This window comes from Luteococcus sanguinis (genome assembly GCF_039527675.1).
In the GTDB taxonomy this organism is placed as follows: Bacteria; Actinomycetota; Actinomycetes; order Propionibacteriales; family Propionibacteriaceae; genus Luteococcus; species Luteococcus sanguinis.
Genome location: NZ_BAAAKI010000004.1, coordinates 492,843 through 508,562 on the forward strand (window position 1 = coordinate 492,843; position 15,720 = coordinate 508,562).

At 69.2% G+C, this 15,720-nt stretch carries 14 protein-coding genes; 3 read left to right on the top strand and 11 right to left on the bottom strand.

Annotated features, from left to right (window positions below; translation table 11 throughout):
• Positions 1-207 precede the first annotated feature (207 nt).
• The 9 genes from ABD089_RS06110 to ABD089_RS06150 form a co-directional block, all read right to left on the bottom strand.
• The gene (locus ABD089_RS06110; protein WP_343885348.1) at positions 208-888 is read right to left on the bottom strand and encodes a sirohydrochlorin chelatase; all 681 of its coding nucleotides are present in this window, start codon (positions 886-888) and stop codon (positions 208-210) included.
• A complete protein-coding gene (gene cobA, locus ABD089_RS06115; RefSeq protein WP_343885349.1) occupies positions 885-2,135 on the bottom strand; it encodes a uroporphyrinogen-III C-methyltransferase in 1,251 nt (416 codons plus the stop codon). The genes ABD089_RS06110 and cobA overlap by 4 nt, the downstream gene beginning before the upstream one ends.
• A gap of 8 nt (positions 2,136-2,143) precedes the next feature.
• On the bottom strand, positions 2,144-3,511 hold the full coding sequence (locus ABD089_RS06120) for a sulfate adenylyltransferase subunit 1 (RefSeq protein WP_343885350.1): 1,368 nt from the start codon (positions 3,509-3,511) through the stop codon (positions 2,144-2,146).
• Positions 3,511-4,449: a sulfate adenylyltransferase subunit CysD gene (gene cysD / locus ABD089_RS06125; RefSeq protein WP_386769104.1), complete on the bottom strand. Its 939-nt coding sequence runs from the start codon at positions 4,447-4,449 to the stop codon at positions 3,511-3,513. The genes ABD089_RS06120 and cysD overlap by 1 nt, the downstream gene beginning before the upstream one ends.
• Before the next feature lie 59 nt (positions 4,450-4,508).
• Entirely contained in the window at positions 4,509-5,240 is a 732-nt protein-coding gene (locus ABD089_RS06130; protein ID WP_343885351.1) for a phosphoadenylyl-sulfate reductase, read from the bottom strand.
• A complete protein-coding gene (locus tag ABD089_RS06135; RefSeq protein ID WP_343885352.1) occupies positions 5,237-6,964 on the bottom strand; it encodes a nitrite/sulfite reductase in 1,728 nt (575 codons plus the stop codon). The genes ABD089_RS06130 and ABD089_RS06135 overlap by 4 nt, the downstream gene beginning before the upstream one ends.
• Positions 6,961-7,968 (bottom strand): sulfite exporter TauE/SafE family protein, encoded by a 1,008-nt coding sequence (locus tag ABD089_RS06140; protein ID WP_343885353.1) that lies wholly within the window; start codon positions 7,966-7,968, stop codon positions 6,961-6,963. Before ABD089_RS06140 ends, ABD089_RS06135 begins: the two co-directional genes overlap by 4 nt.
• Before the next feature lie 416 nt (positions 7,969-8,384).
• A complete protein-coding gene (locus tag ABD089_RS06145) occupies positions 8,385-10,070 on the bottom strand; it encodes a glycoside hydrolase family 13 protein (protein WP_343885354.1) in 1,686 nt (561 codons plus the stop codon).
• A 10-nt stretch (positions 10,071-10,080) separates the two neighbouring features.
• The gene (locus ABD089_RS06150) at positions 10,081-10,836 is read right to left on the bottom strand and encodes a gamma-glutamyl-gamma-aminobutyrate hydrolase family protein (RefSeq protein WP_343885355.1); all 756 of its coding nucleotides are present in this window, start codon (positions 10,834-10,836) and stop codon (positions 10,081-10,083) included.
• A 58-nt stretch (positions 10,837-10,894) separates the two neighbouring features.
• Between ABD089_RS06150 and ABD089_RS06155 the strand changes: the two genes are divergently transcribed.
• A complete protein-coding gene (locus tag ABD089_RS06155; RefSeq protein ID WP_343885356.1) occupies positions 10,895-11,404 on the top strand; it encodes a DedA family protein in 510 nt (169 codons plus the stop codon).
• 50 nt (positions 11,405-11,454) lie between these two features.
• On the opposite strand, the gene gndA is transcribed toward ABD089_RS06155, so the two are convergent.
• Positions 11,455-12,918, bottom strand: coding sequence for an NADP-dependent phosphogluconate dehydrogenase (gndA, locus tag ABD089_RS06160; RefSeq protein WP_343885357.1), 1,464 nt, complete (start codon positions 12,916-12,918; stop codon positions 11,455-11,457).
• A gap of 61 nt (positions 12,919-12,979) precedes the next feature.
• Positions 12,980-13,684 (bottom strand): FadR/GntR family transcriptional regulator, encoded by a 705-nt coding sequence (locus tag ABD089_RS06165; RefSeq protein WP_343885358.1) that lies wholly within the window; start codon positions 13,682-13,684, stop codon positions 12,980-12,982.
• Between the two features lie 119 nt (positions 13,685-13,803).
• Here ABD089_RS06165 and ABD089_RS06170 point away from each other — a divergent pair, with 119 nt between their 5' ends.
• Together ABD089_RS06170 and ABD089_RS06175 are read left to right on the top strand one after the other, a co-directional pair.
• Positions 13,804-14,304 (top strand): gluconokinase, encoded by a 501-nt coding sequence (locus tag ABD089_RS06170; RefSeq protein WP_343885359.1) that lies wholly within the window; start codon positions 13,804-13,806, stop codon positions 14,302-14,304.
• A gap of 44 nt (positions 14,305-14,348) precedes the next feature.
• Positions 14,349-15,716, top strand: coding sequence for a GntT/GntP/DsdX family permease (locus ABD089_RS06175; RefSeq protein WP_343885360.1), 1,368 nt, complete (start codon positions 14,349-14,351; stop codon positions 15,714-15,716).
• Positions 15,717-15,720: the final 4 nt, after the last annotated feature.

A 15,720-nucleotide genomic window follows, 5' to 3' on the forward strand; every position in this document is an offset into this window, starting at 1 on the left:
CTTTCAGTATGACATCACATCGCGGGGTTTCTTGGCCCTCGCCAGCGATCCCCGAGCCTGTCGCCGCCGTTTTGCGACCAACTCGCCACCCAACCCCCTGGCACCCAACCCCCTGGCACCCAATAGGAGCATCAAGCTCGGGAACGCACTTGAGGGGTTCCAGCCTCGTCGGCTCGGGGATCGTGATTCTTGTTCGGGGAGCTTGCCTCAGGCGCCGCGGTAGCGCTGGGCGAGCAACTCGATCAGGGACGGGTGGGTGCCCAACGGATCGGCGACGACGGACGAACCATTCTCGCGCGCCTCCCGGACCAACTTGTCGTTGAACCAGCCAGGTGCGATCAACAGGTTGGCCACCGCTACCTGTGCACCCTCGGCGACCAGGGCCGCGACTCGGGCCGCCAGTCCGTCCGGGGCGGAGGTGACGTAGACCGCGCTCGTCTCGACATTCGTGCGTTGGGCGACCAGCGCCGCCAGACCCTCGACCTCGGCGCGCACCGAGGCGCGGCGGCTGCCGGCGGCCGCGACCAGCACGTACTGGCGCACCGTCGCATCGGGCACCCATCCGGCTTCCCGCAACCGCGACACCGCGGCATCCGCCACCAGGTCGTCGACACCCAGGTGGCTGGTCACCGTCGCGTCCGCAGCCTTGGCCGCCGCCTCAGGGACGTCCTCCTGGACGTGGTACCCGCCGCCCAGGAACAAGGGCACGACGACCGGAGCGACCGCGCCGGCGAGAACGTCGGCTGCTTCGGGACCGCAGACGTCCACGTAGCCGAGGCTGGTCGCTGCACCGACCTGCTCCCCGGCGAGCCGTGCGATGTCTTCCAGGGTTGAGATGCCGCGCTCATCGGCGGTCCCATGCGCGACGACGATCAAGGGACGGTTCATCGGTCGGCCCACTGCGGGCTGACGGTCACGACGCGTCCGACCACGATCACGGCGGGGTTCTCGACGCCTACCTGCTCGGCCACCTCGGGCAGCTCGTGCAAGGTGGCGACGGTGGTGCGCTGGGAGGAGGTGTGGGCACGTTCCACGATCGCGGTGGGCGTCTCGGGGGAGTGCCCGGCCGCCAGCAGGGTCGCCACGATGGTGCGCAACTTCGAGACGCCCATCAAAAACACCAGGGTGTGGTCGTCACGGACCGGCAGGTCACCGACCTCGTCGTGGCCGGTCACGACGGTGAAACCCGTCGCCAGACCCCGATGCGTGACCGGGATCCCGGCCGCGGCCGGACCGGCGATCGAGCTCGTCACGCCCGAGATCACCCGCACCGGGACGCCCTCCGACTCGAGCCGCAGTCGCTCCTCGCCGCCGCGTCCGAGCACATAGGGGTCGCCGCCCTTGAGGCGCACCACGCCCCACCCGGCCAGCGCCTCACGCACCAGCACGTCGTTGATCTGGGCCTGCGTCATCGTGTGCGCGCCGGGGGCTTTGCCCACCTCGATCACGCGGACGGCCGGGTCCAGCTCGGCGAGCACCTCACGGGGCGCCAACCGGTCGACGACCACGACGTCCGCGCTGCGCAGCGCCTCCCAGCCGGCGCGGGTCAGCAGGCCCGGATCGCCTGGACCGCCGCCCACCAGCGCCACCCAGCCCACGCCAACGCGACGGCGCCGAGCCCGAAGGTCGTGCACGCCGGAGCTCAGCTCACCAGCCACCTGATCGGCCACCGACGCGGCCCGGCGGGGGTCTCCACCACCATGGACGGCCACGCGCAGCGGTCCGGCGGGGGAGTCGACGCTGCGCGAGGCCAGCACCTGCGCGCTGCCCTGCCCGGCATTGGACGCCTGGACGCAGAAGGTCCGGCCCGCCTCGGAGTCCCGGGCCACGGTCGAGTCCACGCCCGTCCCGGTCGCGGTGTGCACGAACCAGGCGTCCGAGATGTCCGCGGGGCCCTCATAGTGGCGGGCCACCCAGTCGATCGTCCCGGCCTGGGCCAGCGCCGCCAGCGCGGGCTCGACCACCGGAGCCACCAACCGGACCTGTGCCCCGGCCACGACCAGCCGTTCGACCCGTCGGACGGTCACCGGACCGCCGCCCACGCACACCACGCGACGTCCGCGCAGGTCGAGGGCGACGTCGAGGGCGTCCGCGGCCTGCGCAGCGAAAGGATGACCGACCGAAAGGGTGTCCACGGCTGGGGTCACAGATTCCAGTCCGGGCTGGTTCCCGAGGCGATGTCGCGGTCATCGGTGGAGAACCGCGCCATGCCGGCGCCGCGGGTCGCGCCAGAGGGTCCGTCGATCAGCAGGAAGGCGCCCTGCGCGCGCGATTCGGCGTAATCCTGGACGGGCAGCGGTTGGGACAACCGAACCTCGACGGTGCCGATGTCGTTGAGGCCGAGCTGGTCGGCGGGAACCTCGGCCAGGGTGTCCAGGTCGAGGCGTCCGACGATGTTCGTGACGATCGCCTGGCTGGTAGCCGAACCGTGCTTGACCAGCAACCGCGTGCGGCCGACCAGCGGCTGTTCGGCCAACCAGCAGACCGTCGCGTGGAACTGCTGGACCACCGGTGGCGCGTCCGCTGCGGCAACGATCGTGTCACCACGGGCGATGTCGATCTCGTCGGCCAGCCGGATGGTCACCGACAGCGGCGCCGCGGCGCGCTGCAGTTCCCGCTCTCCCAACTGGATGCCGGCCACGGTGGTGCGTCGTCCACTGTTCGCGACGACGACCTCGTCCCCGACTGCCACCTCACCGGCAGCGATCCGGCCGCCGTAGCCGCGGAAGTCGGGGTTGCCGTCGAGGCTGGCCTGCTGCGGACGGATGACCGACTGCACCGGGAAGCGCAGCCCGGTCTGGTCGTCCCCGCCCACCGGCAGGCTCTCTAGCAGTTCCAGTAGCGTCGGGCCCTGGTACCAGGGCGTCGATGCCGACCGGTCGACGATGTTGTCGCCTCCCAGCGCAGAGGTGGGGATCGCGAACACGGACGTCACGCCCAGTTCGGCGGCGATCTGCCCGATCTGCTCGGCGATGGTGGTGAAGACCTCCTGGCTGAAGTCGACCAGGTCGATCTTGTTCACCGCGACGATGACGTGCTGGACGCGAAGCAGCGCCGCGACCGCCAGGTGGCGACGGGTCTGCTCCAACACGCCCTTGCGGGCGTCGGTGAGCAGCACCACGACGTCGGCCGTGGACGATCCGGTGACCGTGTTGCGGGTGTACTGCACGTGCCCGGGGCAGTCGGCCAGCACATAGGCGCGCTCGGGGGTGGCGAAGTAGCGGTAGGCGACGTCGATGGTGATGCCCTGTTCGCGCTCGGCACGCAGGCCGTCGGTGAGCAGCGCCAGGTCGGCGGCGGTCAGGCCACGTTCCTTGCTGACCCGCTCCACGGCGTCCATCTGGTCGACCAGGACGTTCTTCGTGTCGTGGAGCAGGCGTCCGACCAGGGTCGACTTGCCGTCGTCCACGCTGCCAGCGGTGGCCAGGCGCAGCAGGGTGCGAGCGGGTGCGCGTGGGGGTACGGGGGGTTCAAGAGGGGTCGTCCCCGCCTGCGTCAACTCAGCGCCCATCAGAAATAGCCTTCCTTCTTGCGATCCTCCATGGCGGCCTCGGAGAGCCGGTCGTCGCCACGGGTGGCGCCACGTTCGGTGATGGTGGTGGCCGCGACCTCGGCGACCACATCGGAGGCATTGGCGGCCGATGACTCGACCGCACCGGTGCACGACATGTCGCCGACGGTGCGGTAGCGCACGACACGTCGCTCCACGGTCTCGTTGGCGCGCGGCTGGGAGACCTCGCCGACAGCCATCAGCATTCCGTCGCGGACGAAGACCTCCCGCTCGTGGGCGTAGTAGAGGTCGGGCAGCACGATGTTCTCGCGCTCGATGTAGCTCCAGACGTCCAGCTCGGTCCAGTTGCTGAGCGGGAAGACGCGGACGTGCTCACCGGGGCGATGGCGGGCATTGAGCAGGTGCCATAGCTCGGGGCGCTGGTTGCGCGGGTCCCACTGGCCGAACTCGTCCCGCAGGCTGACGATGCGCTCCTTGGCGCGCGCCTTCTCCTCGTCCCGGCGCCCGCCGCCGAAGACCGCGTCGTACTTGCTGCGCTCGATTGCGTCCAGCAGCGGGAGGGTCTGCAGTGGGTTGCGGGTGCCGTCGGGGCGCTCCTCGAGGCGTCCGTCGTCGATCCAGTCCTGGACGGATGCGACGTCGAGCCGCAGGCCGAGGCGTTCCACCTCGGCGTCGCGGTAGTCGATCACCTCGGGGAAGTTGTGCCCGGTGTCGACGTGCAGGACGGGGAAGGGGATCGGCGCCGGCCAGAAGGCCTTGCGAGCCAGGTGGAGCATGACGACCGAGTCCTTGCCGCCGCTGAACAGCAGCACCGGGCGCCGGCTCTCGCCGACGGCCTCGCGGATCACGGCGATGCCCTCGGCCTCCAGCAGGTCGAGGGTGCTGGGCGCACCATCGGCCGTGGCGGCGGGCACGTCGGTCAGGACGGGGTTGGTCACAGTCACCTCATCAGTCGGGGTCGCGGTGTGGTTGGGGGTAGGTGTCACGGTGCTGACGCTCACAGGTGGATCCCGCACTCGGTCTTGGCGGAGCCCGCCCAACGCCCGGCGCGAATGTCTTCACCCGGGGCGACCGGACGGGTGCAGGGCTCGCACCCGATGCTGGGGTAGCCGTCGAAGACCAGCGGGTTGACCACGAGGTTGTTGGCCTCGGAATAGGTCATCAGGTCGTCGAAGGTCCAGTTGACCAGCGGGTTGATCTTGACCATCTGGTGGCGCTCGTCGAAGGTGACCACGGGCGTGTTGGCGCGGGTGGGGCCCTCCTCGCGGCGCACGCCGGTGACCCAGGCGTCGTACCCGGTGAGCTGCTCGTCCAGCGGCTCCACCTTGCGCAGGCGGCAGCAGGTGGCGGGGTCGCGCTCGTAGAGCTTCTCCCCGTACTCGGCGTCCTGCTCGGAAACCGTCTGCTTGGGCAGCACGTCGACGACCGTGATCGGCAGCTGGTGGGCGACCGCGTCGCGCGTCCCGATGGTCTCGGCGAAGTGGTACCCGGTCTCCAGGAACAAGGTGTCCACGCCGGGCGCGTACTTGCTGACGATGTGCGGCAGCACCGCGTCCTGCATGGAGCAGGCCACGGCCAGGCTGGCCCCGAAGTTCTCGGCGGCCCAGGCGGCGATCGCGTCGGCGTCCGCGTCACGGAGCAGCACTTCGCCCTGTTCGGCCAGCGCACGCAGTTCCTCGACCGACCGACGAGTGGGTGCCTGCTGCTCGTGCTCCACCGATGTGCTCACAGAAGTGCTCCTTCCTCAGCGCGGTGCGCCCACTGGGCGAAGGTCTCGGCGGTGCCGTCGGCCGTCGTCTCGCGATCCGCGAGGAACCGACGGACGACGCGTTCGACGTAGTCAGGCAGCTGGTCGGCGCTCACCTTGAGGCCACGGACGGTGCGTCCAAGGCCCGCCTCGTCGCGCTCATCGGAGGCCAGTCCACCGCCCAGGTGCACCTGGAAACCGGGCACCTGTTCCCCGTCCACGGTGATCATCTGGCCCTTGAGGCCGATGTCCGCGGTCTGGATGCGGGCACACGAGTTGGGGCAGCCGTTGACGTGCAGGCTGATCGGGCGGTCCAGCTCGATGCCGGCCAGACGCTGCTCCAGCTCGGCGATCGCCTGCTCGGCATTCGCCTTGGTCTCCACGATCGCGAGCTTGCAGAACTCCAGCCCGGTGCAGGCCATCGTCGAACGCCGGAAGGGGGACGGGCGAACGCTCAGCCCGATGCCGTCCAGGGCCTCGATGAGTGGCTCGACCTCGGCCTCGGCGACGTCCAGGATGACGAGCTTCTGGTGCGGGGTCAGGCGCACGCGTCCCGAACCTGCGGCCTCCATCGCGTCGGCCAGCTGGATGATCCGGGTGCCGGTCAAGCGTCCGACTGTCGGGGCGGCACCGAGGTAGAAGTTGCCGTCCTTCTGCTGGTGGACGCCGACGTGGTCGCCAGGGGTGGCGGCGGGCAGCGGGGCGGGACCATCGGGCAACTTGCGTCCGAGGTATTCGTCCTCGAGCACCTGGCGGAACTTGTCGGTGCCCCACTCGGCCAGCAGGAACTTCATCCGGGCCTTGTTGCGCAGGCGGCGGTAGCCGTAGTCACGGAAGATCTGGACGACCGCGTGCCACACCTCGGCTGCCTCCTCGGGGGCCACGAAGGCGCCGAGTCGCTCTGCCAGCCGCGGGGCGGTCGACAGTGCGCCGCCCACCCACAGGTCGTAGCCCGGGCCGAGCTCGGGGTGCACCACGCCGACCAGGGAGATGTCGTTGATCTCGTGGACGACGTCCAGGCTCGGGTGGCCGGTGATGGCGGTCTTGAACTTGCGGGGCAGGTTGGCGATCGACTCGTCCCCGATGAAGCGCTGCTGGATCTCCTCGATCGCGGGGGTGGGGTCGATGATCTCGTCCGCCGCGATCCCGGCGACCGGGCTGCCGAGGATCACGCGGGGGCAGTCGCCACAGGCCTCGGTGGTCATCAGGCCCACCGACTCCAGCCGACGCCAGATCTCGGGGACGCTCTCGACCTCGACCCAGTGCAGCTGGATGTTCTGACGATCGGAGATGTCGGCGGTGTCGCGGCCGAAGTCGCGGGAGATCTCGCCGATGGTGCGCAGCTGCTGGGTGGTCAGGGCCCCGCCGTCGATGCGCACGCGCATCATGAAGTAGCGGTCCTCGAGCTCCTCGGTGCTCAGCTGTGCGGTGCGTCCACCGTCGATCCCGGGACGGCGCTGGGTGTAGAGGCCCATCCAGCGGAAGCGTCCGTGCAGGTCGTCGGGGTCGATCGAATCGAAGCCCTGCTTGGCGTAGGTCTCGATGATGCGGTCACGCACCGACAGGATCGGGCTCTCGGCCTTGAAGACCTCGTTCGCATTGAGCGGCGCGGTGCCGTCGATGAGCCACTGGCCGTTGCTCTGTCCGGCGCGCGGCGGACGGACCTGGGCCCGCGAACCCTGTTCCGGAGTACTGGTCGTGGTCATGGGGAAACCTTTCTGAGGTCGTTGGCCCGGGAGAGGCCGACGCTGGCGAGAACCTGGTCGGGCAGGAGGGTATTGGTATCAGTATCGCTCGGCCCGGCGTCGGGGGTCTTGCCGGGCGCAGGCCACTGGAGGGCGATCGTCAGAGCAAGCGCTGTGAAGGCTCCCGCGATGACCAACAGCGCCGGGGCGTGCAGCAGGGCGAGGGCGGACGCGCTGAGCACGGCGCTGACGACCGGACGGGTCACCCGTGGCGATGCAGATGACGACCAGCGCGCGCCGAGGATGACGGCCGGGATGGCGCCCACGAGCAAGGAGGCGGTCAGCGGCAACTGCACCTGCCCGAACAGGGCGTGGCCGAGAGCCGCGGAGGCGACCAGCGGGATCGCCTGCACCAGGTCGGTGCCGACCAGCGCGCGCGGGCTGATCCGAGGGTAGAGCGTGAGCAGCATTGCGATGATCAGCGTTCCGGCGCCCACGGACGAGAGTCCGACGGCCAGACCGCCGATCGCGCCGACGGCCAGTGTGGCGAGCGGACGGACGACCACCGGGGCACCGTCGTCCACGCGTGGGGCACGGCGGTCTGACCACAGCCGTGCGATGGTGGCCGCGACGACGGCAAGCAGGGCGACGGCGATCAGCAGCTTGATGGCCCCCTGCACCTGGCCGGCGTGGGAACTGCGCCCGAGCAGGCCGATGATCACGGAGCCGATGAAGGCGGCCGGGATGGAACCGGTGACCAGCCAGCGCAACAGGCCCTTGTCGACGGTGCCGCGGGCGAGGTGCACCGCGCCCCCGAAGGGCTTCATGACGAGGCTGACGACCAGGTCGCTGGAGACCGCAGCCAGCGGCGGGACGCCGAAGACGAGCACCAGCAGCGGCGTGAGCAGGGCGCCGCCGCCCATACCGGTGAGACCGACGAGCAGCCCGACGACCAGGCCAGCGATGACCAGGTTGGGGTCGAGGTTGAGCAGCAGCGGGACGGAGAGGATGAGCGTGGAGGGCATGTGACCGTCCTGACTGTGTGCTGCGGTGTCCGGGCCAGCGGGCCGGTCCGGGACGGGGGCCGACGCCGTGTCGGGCGTCGTGGGCGACGGGGTGTCGAGGGGGTGGTACCGGACGCCTTCGGGGTGGTCACGAAGGGGGCCGCTTCAGCCGCGGACGACGCGACTGGCGGGCATCAACACTCGCAGAGCTCGAGGCGCAGCAGGTCGACGTGGACGCGACGAACCAGCATCAGGGCCGCACGTGGGGCCGGGAGCTGACGGAAGCACATGGCACAATTTTCGGCCATGCTCGGTGGATATGTCCAATCGTCCTGAAATATGGACGATTGCTGCGGGCTCTTGTGGGCAAGGAGAAGCGGCCCGTACCCGGCCTGGGGTACGGGCCGCCGTCCGGTCTTCGAGCATTGGAGCCCGGGTCAGACCGCCAGCCAAGCGGTCGCATCACCGGGCAGGCGTCCGTCCACGAGTTCCTCGGTGGCGACCAGCAGGTCACCGGCGGGCAGCGCCACCGGGAGGTCCGAGAGGTTGACGACGCAGCGGAACCCGGGCTCGCGGGTGAAGTCCAACACGTCCGCGGATGAGTCATTCCAGGTGAGCTGTCCGTCGCCGAGGGCCTCCCGGTCGCGGCGGACGCGCAGCAGCTCCCGGAACAGGTTGAGCGTCGAGGCGGGATCTGCGTCCTGAGCCTCGACGGTGAGGTCAGCCCAGTGTGCTGGCATCGGCAGCCACGGCTGGGCGTCCACGCCAAAGCCGAAGGGGGAAGCCTCGCCGCTCCACGGGATCGGCACCCGGCAGCCGTCGCGACCCCGGTCGGTGTGGCCGGACCGCAGCCAGGTCGGGTCCTGAAGGGCCTCCTCGGGCAGGTCCTCCACCTCTTCCAGACCGAGCTCCTGGCCCTGGTAGACATAGGCGCCGCCGGGCAGGGCCAGCATCAGCGCGGCGGCGGCGCGGGCACGTCGACGCCCGAGCTCGATGTCGAGCAGCGGGTTCTCCTTCAGCTTGTCCTGCCAGTGCCCGTCCTCGTCGGTGACCTCCGTGGTGAAGGGACGGCCGGTCACCGCGCGGCCATAGCGCGACGGCGCTCGCATCACGTCGTGGTTCTCGAGCACCCACGTGGTGGGGGCGCCGACCTCGTCGTGGCCCTCGATCGATGCGTCGATGACGGTCCTCATCGAGCTGGCGGTCCACTCGCACTGCAGGAACTCGAAGTTGAAGCTGGTGTGAAGACGGTCGGGCTCGACATAGCGGACGAGGTGGTGCAGCGGCTGGTAGGCCTCGGAGACGAAGACGCGCTCGCCCTGTTCGGAGTCGGCGTAGGAGCGGGCGATCTCGCGCCACCGGCGCTGGACGATCTCCAGTTCCGGCTGGTTCCACATCGGTGCGCCGTCGACCTTCTCCCAGCTGCCGATGCCGGTGGCGGGGTCGATCGGGGTGTCTGCCCACTCGCGGGCCTTGAACATGGAGTCGCCGACGTCGATCCGGAAGCCGTCCACGCCACGGTCGAACCAGAAGCGCAGGATGCGGTCGAACTCCTCGAGTACGGCGGGGTTCTCCCAGTTCCAGTCGGGCTGTTCGGGGGCGAACATGTGCAGGTACCACTGGCCGGGGGTGCCGTCGGGGTTGGTGGTGCGCTCCCACATCGAGCCGCCGAACAGGGCGCCCCAGTTGGTGGGTGGGGTGTCACCGCCTGCGCCGAGGCCGTCACGGAAATGGAACATCTCGCGTTCGGGGCTACCGGGGGCGGCGGCCAGCGCCTTCTGGAACAGCGGGTGGTCAATGGAGCAGTGGTTGGGGACAAGGTCGATCAGGATGCGCAGGCCCAACTCGTGGACCTTGGCGATCAGCTCGTCCGCGTCGGCCAAGGTTCCGAAATCGGGGTTGATGTCGCAGTAGTCCGCGACATCGTAACCGCCGTCCCACAAGGGGGAGGGGTACCACGGGGAGACCCAGACGGCGTCGACGCCGAGGCTGACCAGGTGGGGCAGCTTCTCGATGATGCCGCGGACATCGCCCGTGCCGTCGTTGTTCGCGTCGGCGAAGGAGCGGGGGTAGATCTGGTAGGTGACGGCGCTGCGCCACCACTCGGGATTGTCGAAAGTCACCCGACCAAGCCTAGGGGCGGGCGGCGACCGTATCCACGAACCAGCCGAACAGTTTCTGGGACAACGCGTTGGCGACGCTCATCATCTCCGGGTGCCACTGGACGGCCCACAGGGGAGCCCCGTCGGTGGCCTCCAGGGCTTCGACATTCCCGTCGTCCGCGCGGGCGACGACGCGCAGGCTGTCGGCGATTCGGTCGGCGACCTGGTGGTGGAAGGAGTTCACCAGCACCCGGGTCGGCAAGGCACTGTCGTGCCGTGGGGCCCAGGCCTGCGCAAGGAAGGAACCAGCTTCGATGGTGATCTCGTGCGCGCCGAGCGAGGGGTTGCCGCCCATCATGTGTCGTTGGGTGCTGCCCGAATGCGAGATGTCCTGGTGCAGTGTCCCGCCGCGGAAGACGTTCACCACCTGCAGCCCACGGCAGATCCCGAACGTCGGCAGTTGGCGTTCGGACGCGAGCTCCAGGGCCCGGAACTCGAAGGTGTCGCGCACCGGGTTGGGCAGGCCGCACTCGAGGCGGGGCTGCTGTCCATAGCGCAACGGGTCCACATCCGATCCGCCCGCGAGCACCAACCCGTCCAGCAGGTCGAGTTGCTGGGGGAGTGCAGACAGGTCGGGCGACGGCGGGATCAACAGTGGCACGGCTCCGGCAGCCAGCAGTGAGCGGTGGTAGTCCTCGTTGATCGTCACCCGCGGATACCCGGGGAACAGGTAGTTGGGGTCGTTCTCGAGGTTGGTGATGATGCCGATCAGTGGACGTTGCGCCATTTGTCGAGCCTACGTCAAACGCACCGGTGCCCTTGGCGGCCCGGATACGCTTCGCCCCATGGCCGAGAACTGGTGGAACCCGCTCGCGTGGGATGCCCCCTTCCCGGTGGTGGTGGCCGCGCTGTTCGTGGTCGTCGTGTCCCGCGCCGGTGCCACCTACGCCGTGGGACGCTTCGCAGCGACCGGGAGCCGCCGCACCCGGGCCGGGGACGTGATGACCCGCCCCGGCTTTGCGAGCGCCGTGGAGCGCATCAACCGGTTGGGTGCGCCCGTCGTGACGCTGTCATTCCTCACCGTGGGTGTGCAGACGGTGGTCAACTTCTCCGCCGGATTCCTGCAGATGCCCCTGCGGCGCTACCTGCCGGCCCTGCTTGCGGGCTGTCTGGTGTGGGCGCTGGTCTACGCGTCCGTGGGCTTCGTCGGCTTCAGTGCGCTGGCACTGGCCTGGCGGCAGCATCCGGCCATCGCCATCGCCTTGGTGCTGCTGGTCGTCGCTGCACTGCTGGTGGCGCTGCGACGCAGGCCGTCCCAGCGCGCACGACGTGGCCACCCAACAGACAGTGGGTGACTGTGCTGCTGAAAATCGCCAGCAAAGTCACCCACTGTAGGCCGTGAGGATCAGTGGCCGAAGCCGTCGCCCGTCACCTCGGAGCGATCACCCGACCACAGGGTGTGGAAGACGCCCTCGCGGTCGGTGCGGGCGTAGGTGTGCGCTCCGAAGAAGTCCCGCAGTCCTTGGGTGAGGGCGGCGTTCAAGCGCGGGGCACGCGTCTGGTCGTAGTAGGCCAGGGCTGCGCTGAAACCGGGGACGGGGACCCCAGCGGTGACGGCGGTGGAGATGACCCGACGCCACGCGTCCTGCGAGTTGCCCAGGCCCTCGACGATCGAGGGGGCCTCCAGGAGTGTCACCAGGTTGTTCGCCGCGTACTCGTTGCTGATGCGGTCGAGCAGCTTGGCGCGGATGATGCAGCCCGCGCGCCAGATCTTGGCGACCGCGGCCACGTCGATGTCCCAGCCGTAGGTCTTGGCGGCAATGCGGATCTCGTCCAGGCCCTGGGCGTAGGCGACCACCTTGGACGCCCACAGTGACTGGCGGATCGCGTCGATGAAGGCCTCGCGGTCATCCACCTCGAGGCGCTGGTCGGGTCCGGGCAGTGCGGCCTGCGCGTGGGCGCGCAGTTCGGGGGACGAGGAGATGGCGCGCGCGAAGACGGCCTCGCTGATGGCATTCACCGGGACGGCGAGCTTCAGCGCCGACTGGACGGTCCAGGTGCCGGTGCCCTTCATCCCGGCGGCATCGACGATCACGTCCACCAGCGGCTGGCCGGTGGCGGCGTCGGTCTGGCGCAGCACCTCTGAGGTGATCTCGATCAGGTAGCTGTCGAGGTCGCCGGTGTTCCACTGCGCGAAGACGTCGGCCATTTCGTCGTTCGACAGACCGAGGCCCTTGAGCAGGGTGTAGGCCTCGCCGATGAACTGCATGTCGGCGTACTCGATGCCGTTGTGCACCATCTTCACGAAGTGGCCGGCGCCGTCGGTGCCTATGTAGGTGCAGCAGGGCTCCCCGTCGTACTGCGCGGCGATGGTCTCCAGGATGGGTCCGAGGGCCTCGTAGGCCTCCTTGGTGCCGCCGGGCATCATGGACGGGCCCTCGAGCGCGCCGACCTCGCCGCCCGAGATGCCGCAACCCACGAAGTGGATCCCGGCTGCCGAGACGATCTTCTCGCGGGCGATGGTGTCCTCGAAGTAGGTGTTCCCGCCGTCGACGATGATGTCGCCCTCGTCCAGCAGCCCGGTCAGTTCCTTGATCACCGCGTCGGTACCGGCACCGGCGGCGACCATGATCACCACGCGACGGGGACGCTCGAGGGAGGCGACGAAGTCCTCCAGGCGCTCGGACGGGATGAAGGTGCCCTCGCTGCCGTGCGCAGCGATCATCTCCTGGGTGCGGGAGTAGGTGCGGTTGAACACGGCCACGGTGTAGCCCTTGTGGGCCATGTTGCGGGCCAGCGAACTGCCCATCACGGCCATGCCGATCACGCCGACGTCGGCCAGGTTCTGGGGTGTGGTTGCCTCGGTCACGGGTGCTGCCTTTCGTTGGGTGGGAACATCCTTGCTCATGATTCTTGGGTTCGGGAGACGTTCACGACAGGGGCTCGGAGACCATCTCGTCCACGGCGTCCACGGCCTCTGTGACGATGGCGCGCATCCGGGCGCGGGCTGCAGCGGCGTCGCCGACGGCGATCGCCTCGGCCACCCGGCGGTGCAGCCGGATCGCTTCCTCGTTGGGTCGCTCCGGCATCAGGTGGTGGTGGGTGCGGGCGTCCAGTACCCGTTCGACCAGGTAGGCGAGCGAGGCCAGCATGGGGTTGCCGGAGGCCTGGAGCAGCGTTCGGTGGAAGACGATGTCATGGGCCAGGTAGGCCTCGAGGTCGGGGATGGCGCCGGTGTGCTGCATGCCCAGCGCCGCCTCGTCGATCACCTGGCGCTGCTCGGCGGTCGCGTTGGCTGCGGCCAGGCCAGCGGCCAGGGGCTCGATGCTGCTGCGCACCTGGCTGATCTCGTGCAGCACGTCCAACCGTTGGGGACTGTCCAGGCGCCAGCGGACGACATTCTCCGAGAGGTGGTCCCATCGCTCGGCGCCCAGCACCTCGATGCCCACATGGCGGCGGGGGAGCACGAGCCCTTGGGCCTCCAGCACCTTCACTGCGTCCCGCGCGACCGTGCGGGACACGCCGGTGCGCTCGATCAGATCGTCCAGCAGGAGCACGGACCCCGCGGGGATGGTGCCCGCGACGATGTCTCGTCCGATCTCGTCCAGAACCTTCAAGGTCAGCGCCGATGCCATGTCACGATCGTATAAAAAATCACATCACTTGAACATAGGGGGTTGCTAAAAAGTATTTAGAGGCCCATGCTCGTCGTATCGGACATCGAGGTCCCCGTTACTTCAAGGAGGAAGACGACATGACTGACGAGCATCCACTCGTGGTGGTGATGGGCGTTGCCGGCTGTGGCAAGTCCACCCTCGGCGAGGCCCTGGCCAGCGAACTGGTCGCTGTGTTCCGCGACGGCGACGCCTTCCATCCGCCGGCCAATGTCGCCAAGATGCACGCCGGACAGCCCTTGGACGACGACGACCGACGTCCGTGGCTCGCCAACATCGGCGAGTGGCTCGCCGATCAGTCCAGCCAGGGGGCCATCGTTGCCTGCTCCGCACTGAAGCGCGACTACCGCGACCAGCTGCGCAGCGCGGCTCCGAGCACCTTCTTCGTCCACCTGGCCGGACCCCGCGAAGAGGCAGCGCGCCGCGTCGCCGAGCGCCCCGACCACTTCATGCCCGCCAGCTTGGTCGACTCCCAGTACGCCACGCTCGAGCCCCTCGACGCGGACGAGGCCGGAGCCACCCTGGACTTCACCCAGAGCGTCGACGCCCTCGTCGAGCAGGCCCTGTCCGCCCTCGCCTGACCCATCCACCTACAACCACCCAAGAAGCGACACCGGAGTCCCACATGATTCTTCTCGAGACCGCGGCCACCCAACTGGTCGCCGCCGCCCTGGTCGGCATCACCGTCCTCGTGCTGCTCATCACCAAGTTCAAGCTGCACCCCTTCCTGAGCCTGATCATCGGCTCGATGCTCGTCGGCGGCATCGCCGGCCTCCCGCTGAAGGGCATCACCACCAGCTTCACCACGGGCGTCGGGTCGACCGTCGCGGGCGTCGGCGTGCTGATTGCACTCGGTGCCATCATCGGACGACTGCTGGCCGACTCCGGTGGCGCCGACCAGTTGGTCGACACGATCGTCAACAAGGCCACCCCGGCGCAGATCCCGTGGGCGATGGCCTTGGTCGGCGCGCTGATCGGCCTCCCGATGTTCTTCGAGATCGGCCTCGTGCTGCTGATCCCCGTGATCATCCTCGTGACCCGTCGCAGCGGTCAGCCGCTGATGCGCGTCGGTATCCCCGCCCTGGCCGGCCTGTCGGCGATGCACGCGTTGGTGCCCCCGCACCCCGGGCCGCTGGCCGCCGTCGGCCTGCTGAAGGCCGAGCTCGGCGTCACCCTCGCCCTCGGCGTCCTGATCGCCATCCCGACCATCGCGGTCGCCGGCCCGATCTTCTCGAAGTTCGCGGCCCGTTGGGTGCCGGTCGGCGCTCCCGAACTGTTCGTCAGCGCCAATGGTGACGAGTCCGGTCACTCCGGCATCGCCCCTCGCCAGCCCAGCTTCGGCATCACCCTGACCACCGTCCTGCTGCCCGTGGTGCTGATGATGGGCAAGGCGCTGGTCGACATCTTCCTGACCGCCGGCACCCCGACGCGCGACGTGCTCGACTTCATCGGCGAGCCCCTGGTCGCGCTGCTGATCACCACCCTGGTCGCGATCTTCACCCTCGGCACCGGCTCGGGCATGACCCGCCAGCAGATCAGCGACACGGTCGGCAACTCCCTGCCGCCCATCGCGGGCATCCTGCTGATCGTCGGCGCCGGCGGTGGCTTCAAGCAGGTGCTCGTGGACACCGGCATCGGCACCATGCTCGCCGACTGGATCTCCGGCAGCCCGGTCTCCCCGCTGCTGATGGCCTGGCTCGTCGCGGTGATGATCCGACTGGCCACTGGCTCGGCCACCGTCGCCACGATCACTGCTGCCGGCATCCTGGCGCCCGTCGCGGCCGCCATGGATCCCACCCACGCCGCCCTGCTGGTGCTCGCCATCGGCGCTGGCTCGGTCTTCTTCTCCCACGTCAACGACGCCGGCTTCTGGCTGGTGAAGGAGTACTTCGGCGTCAGTGTCGCCGAGAACATCAAGACGTGGTCGCTGATGGAGACGGTGCTGTCGGTCACGGCCCTGGTCGGCGTGCTGCTGGTCTCGCTCGTCGTCTGACGCG

What these genes read in the sequence shown, in the direction of transcription:
- ABD089_RS06110 (WP_343885348.1), bottom strand. Translation starts at nt 888, where the DNA reads ATGAACCGTCCCTTGATCGTCGTCGCGCATGGGACCGCCGATGAGCGC.
- ABD089_RS06120 (WP_343885350.1), bottom strand. Translation starts at nt 3,511, where the DNA reads ATGGGCGCTGAGTTGACGCAGGCGGGGACGACCCCTCTTGAACCCCCC.
- ABD089_RS06135 (WP_343885352.1), bottom strand. Translation starts at nt 6,964, where the DNA reads ATGACCACGACCAGTACTCCGGAACAGGGTTCGCGGGCCCAGGTCCGT.
- ABD089_RS06140 (WP_343885353.1), bottom strand. Translation starts at nt 7,968, where the DNA reads ATGCCCTCCACGCTCATCCTCTCCGTCCCGCTGCTGCTCAACCTCGAC.
- ABD089_RS06150 (WP_343885355.1), bottom strand. Translation starts at nt 10,836, where the DNA reads ATGGCGCAACGTCCACTGATCGGCATCATCACCAACCTCGAGAACGAC.
- ABD089_RS06155 (WP_343885356.1), top strand. Translation starts at nt 10,895, where the DNA reads ATGGCCGAGAACTGGTGGAACCCGCTCGCGTGGGATGCCCCCTTCCCG.
- ABD089_RS06165 (WP_343885358.1), bottom strand. Translation starts at nt 13,684, where the DNA reads ATGGCATCGGCGCTGACCTTGAAGGTTCTGGACGAGATCGGACGAGAC.
- ABD089_RS06170 (WP_343885359.1), top strand. Translation starts at nt 13,804, where the DNA reads ATGACTGACGAGCATCCACTCGTGGTGGTGATGGGCGTTGCCGGCTGT.
- ABD089_RS06175 (WP_343885360.1), top strand. Translation starts at nt 14,349, where the DNA reads ATGATTCTTCTCGAGACCGCGGCCACCCAACTGGTCGCCGCCGCCCTG.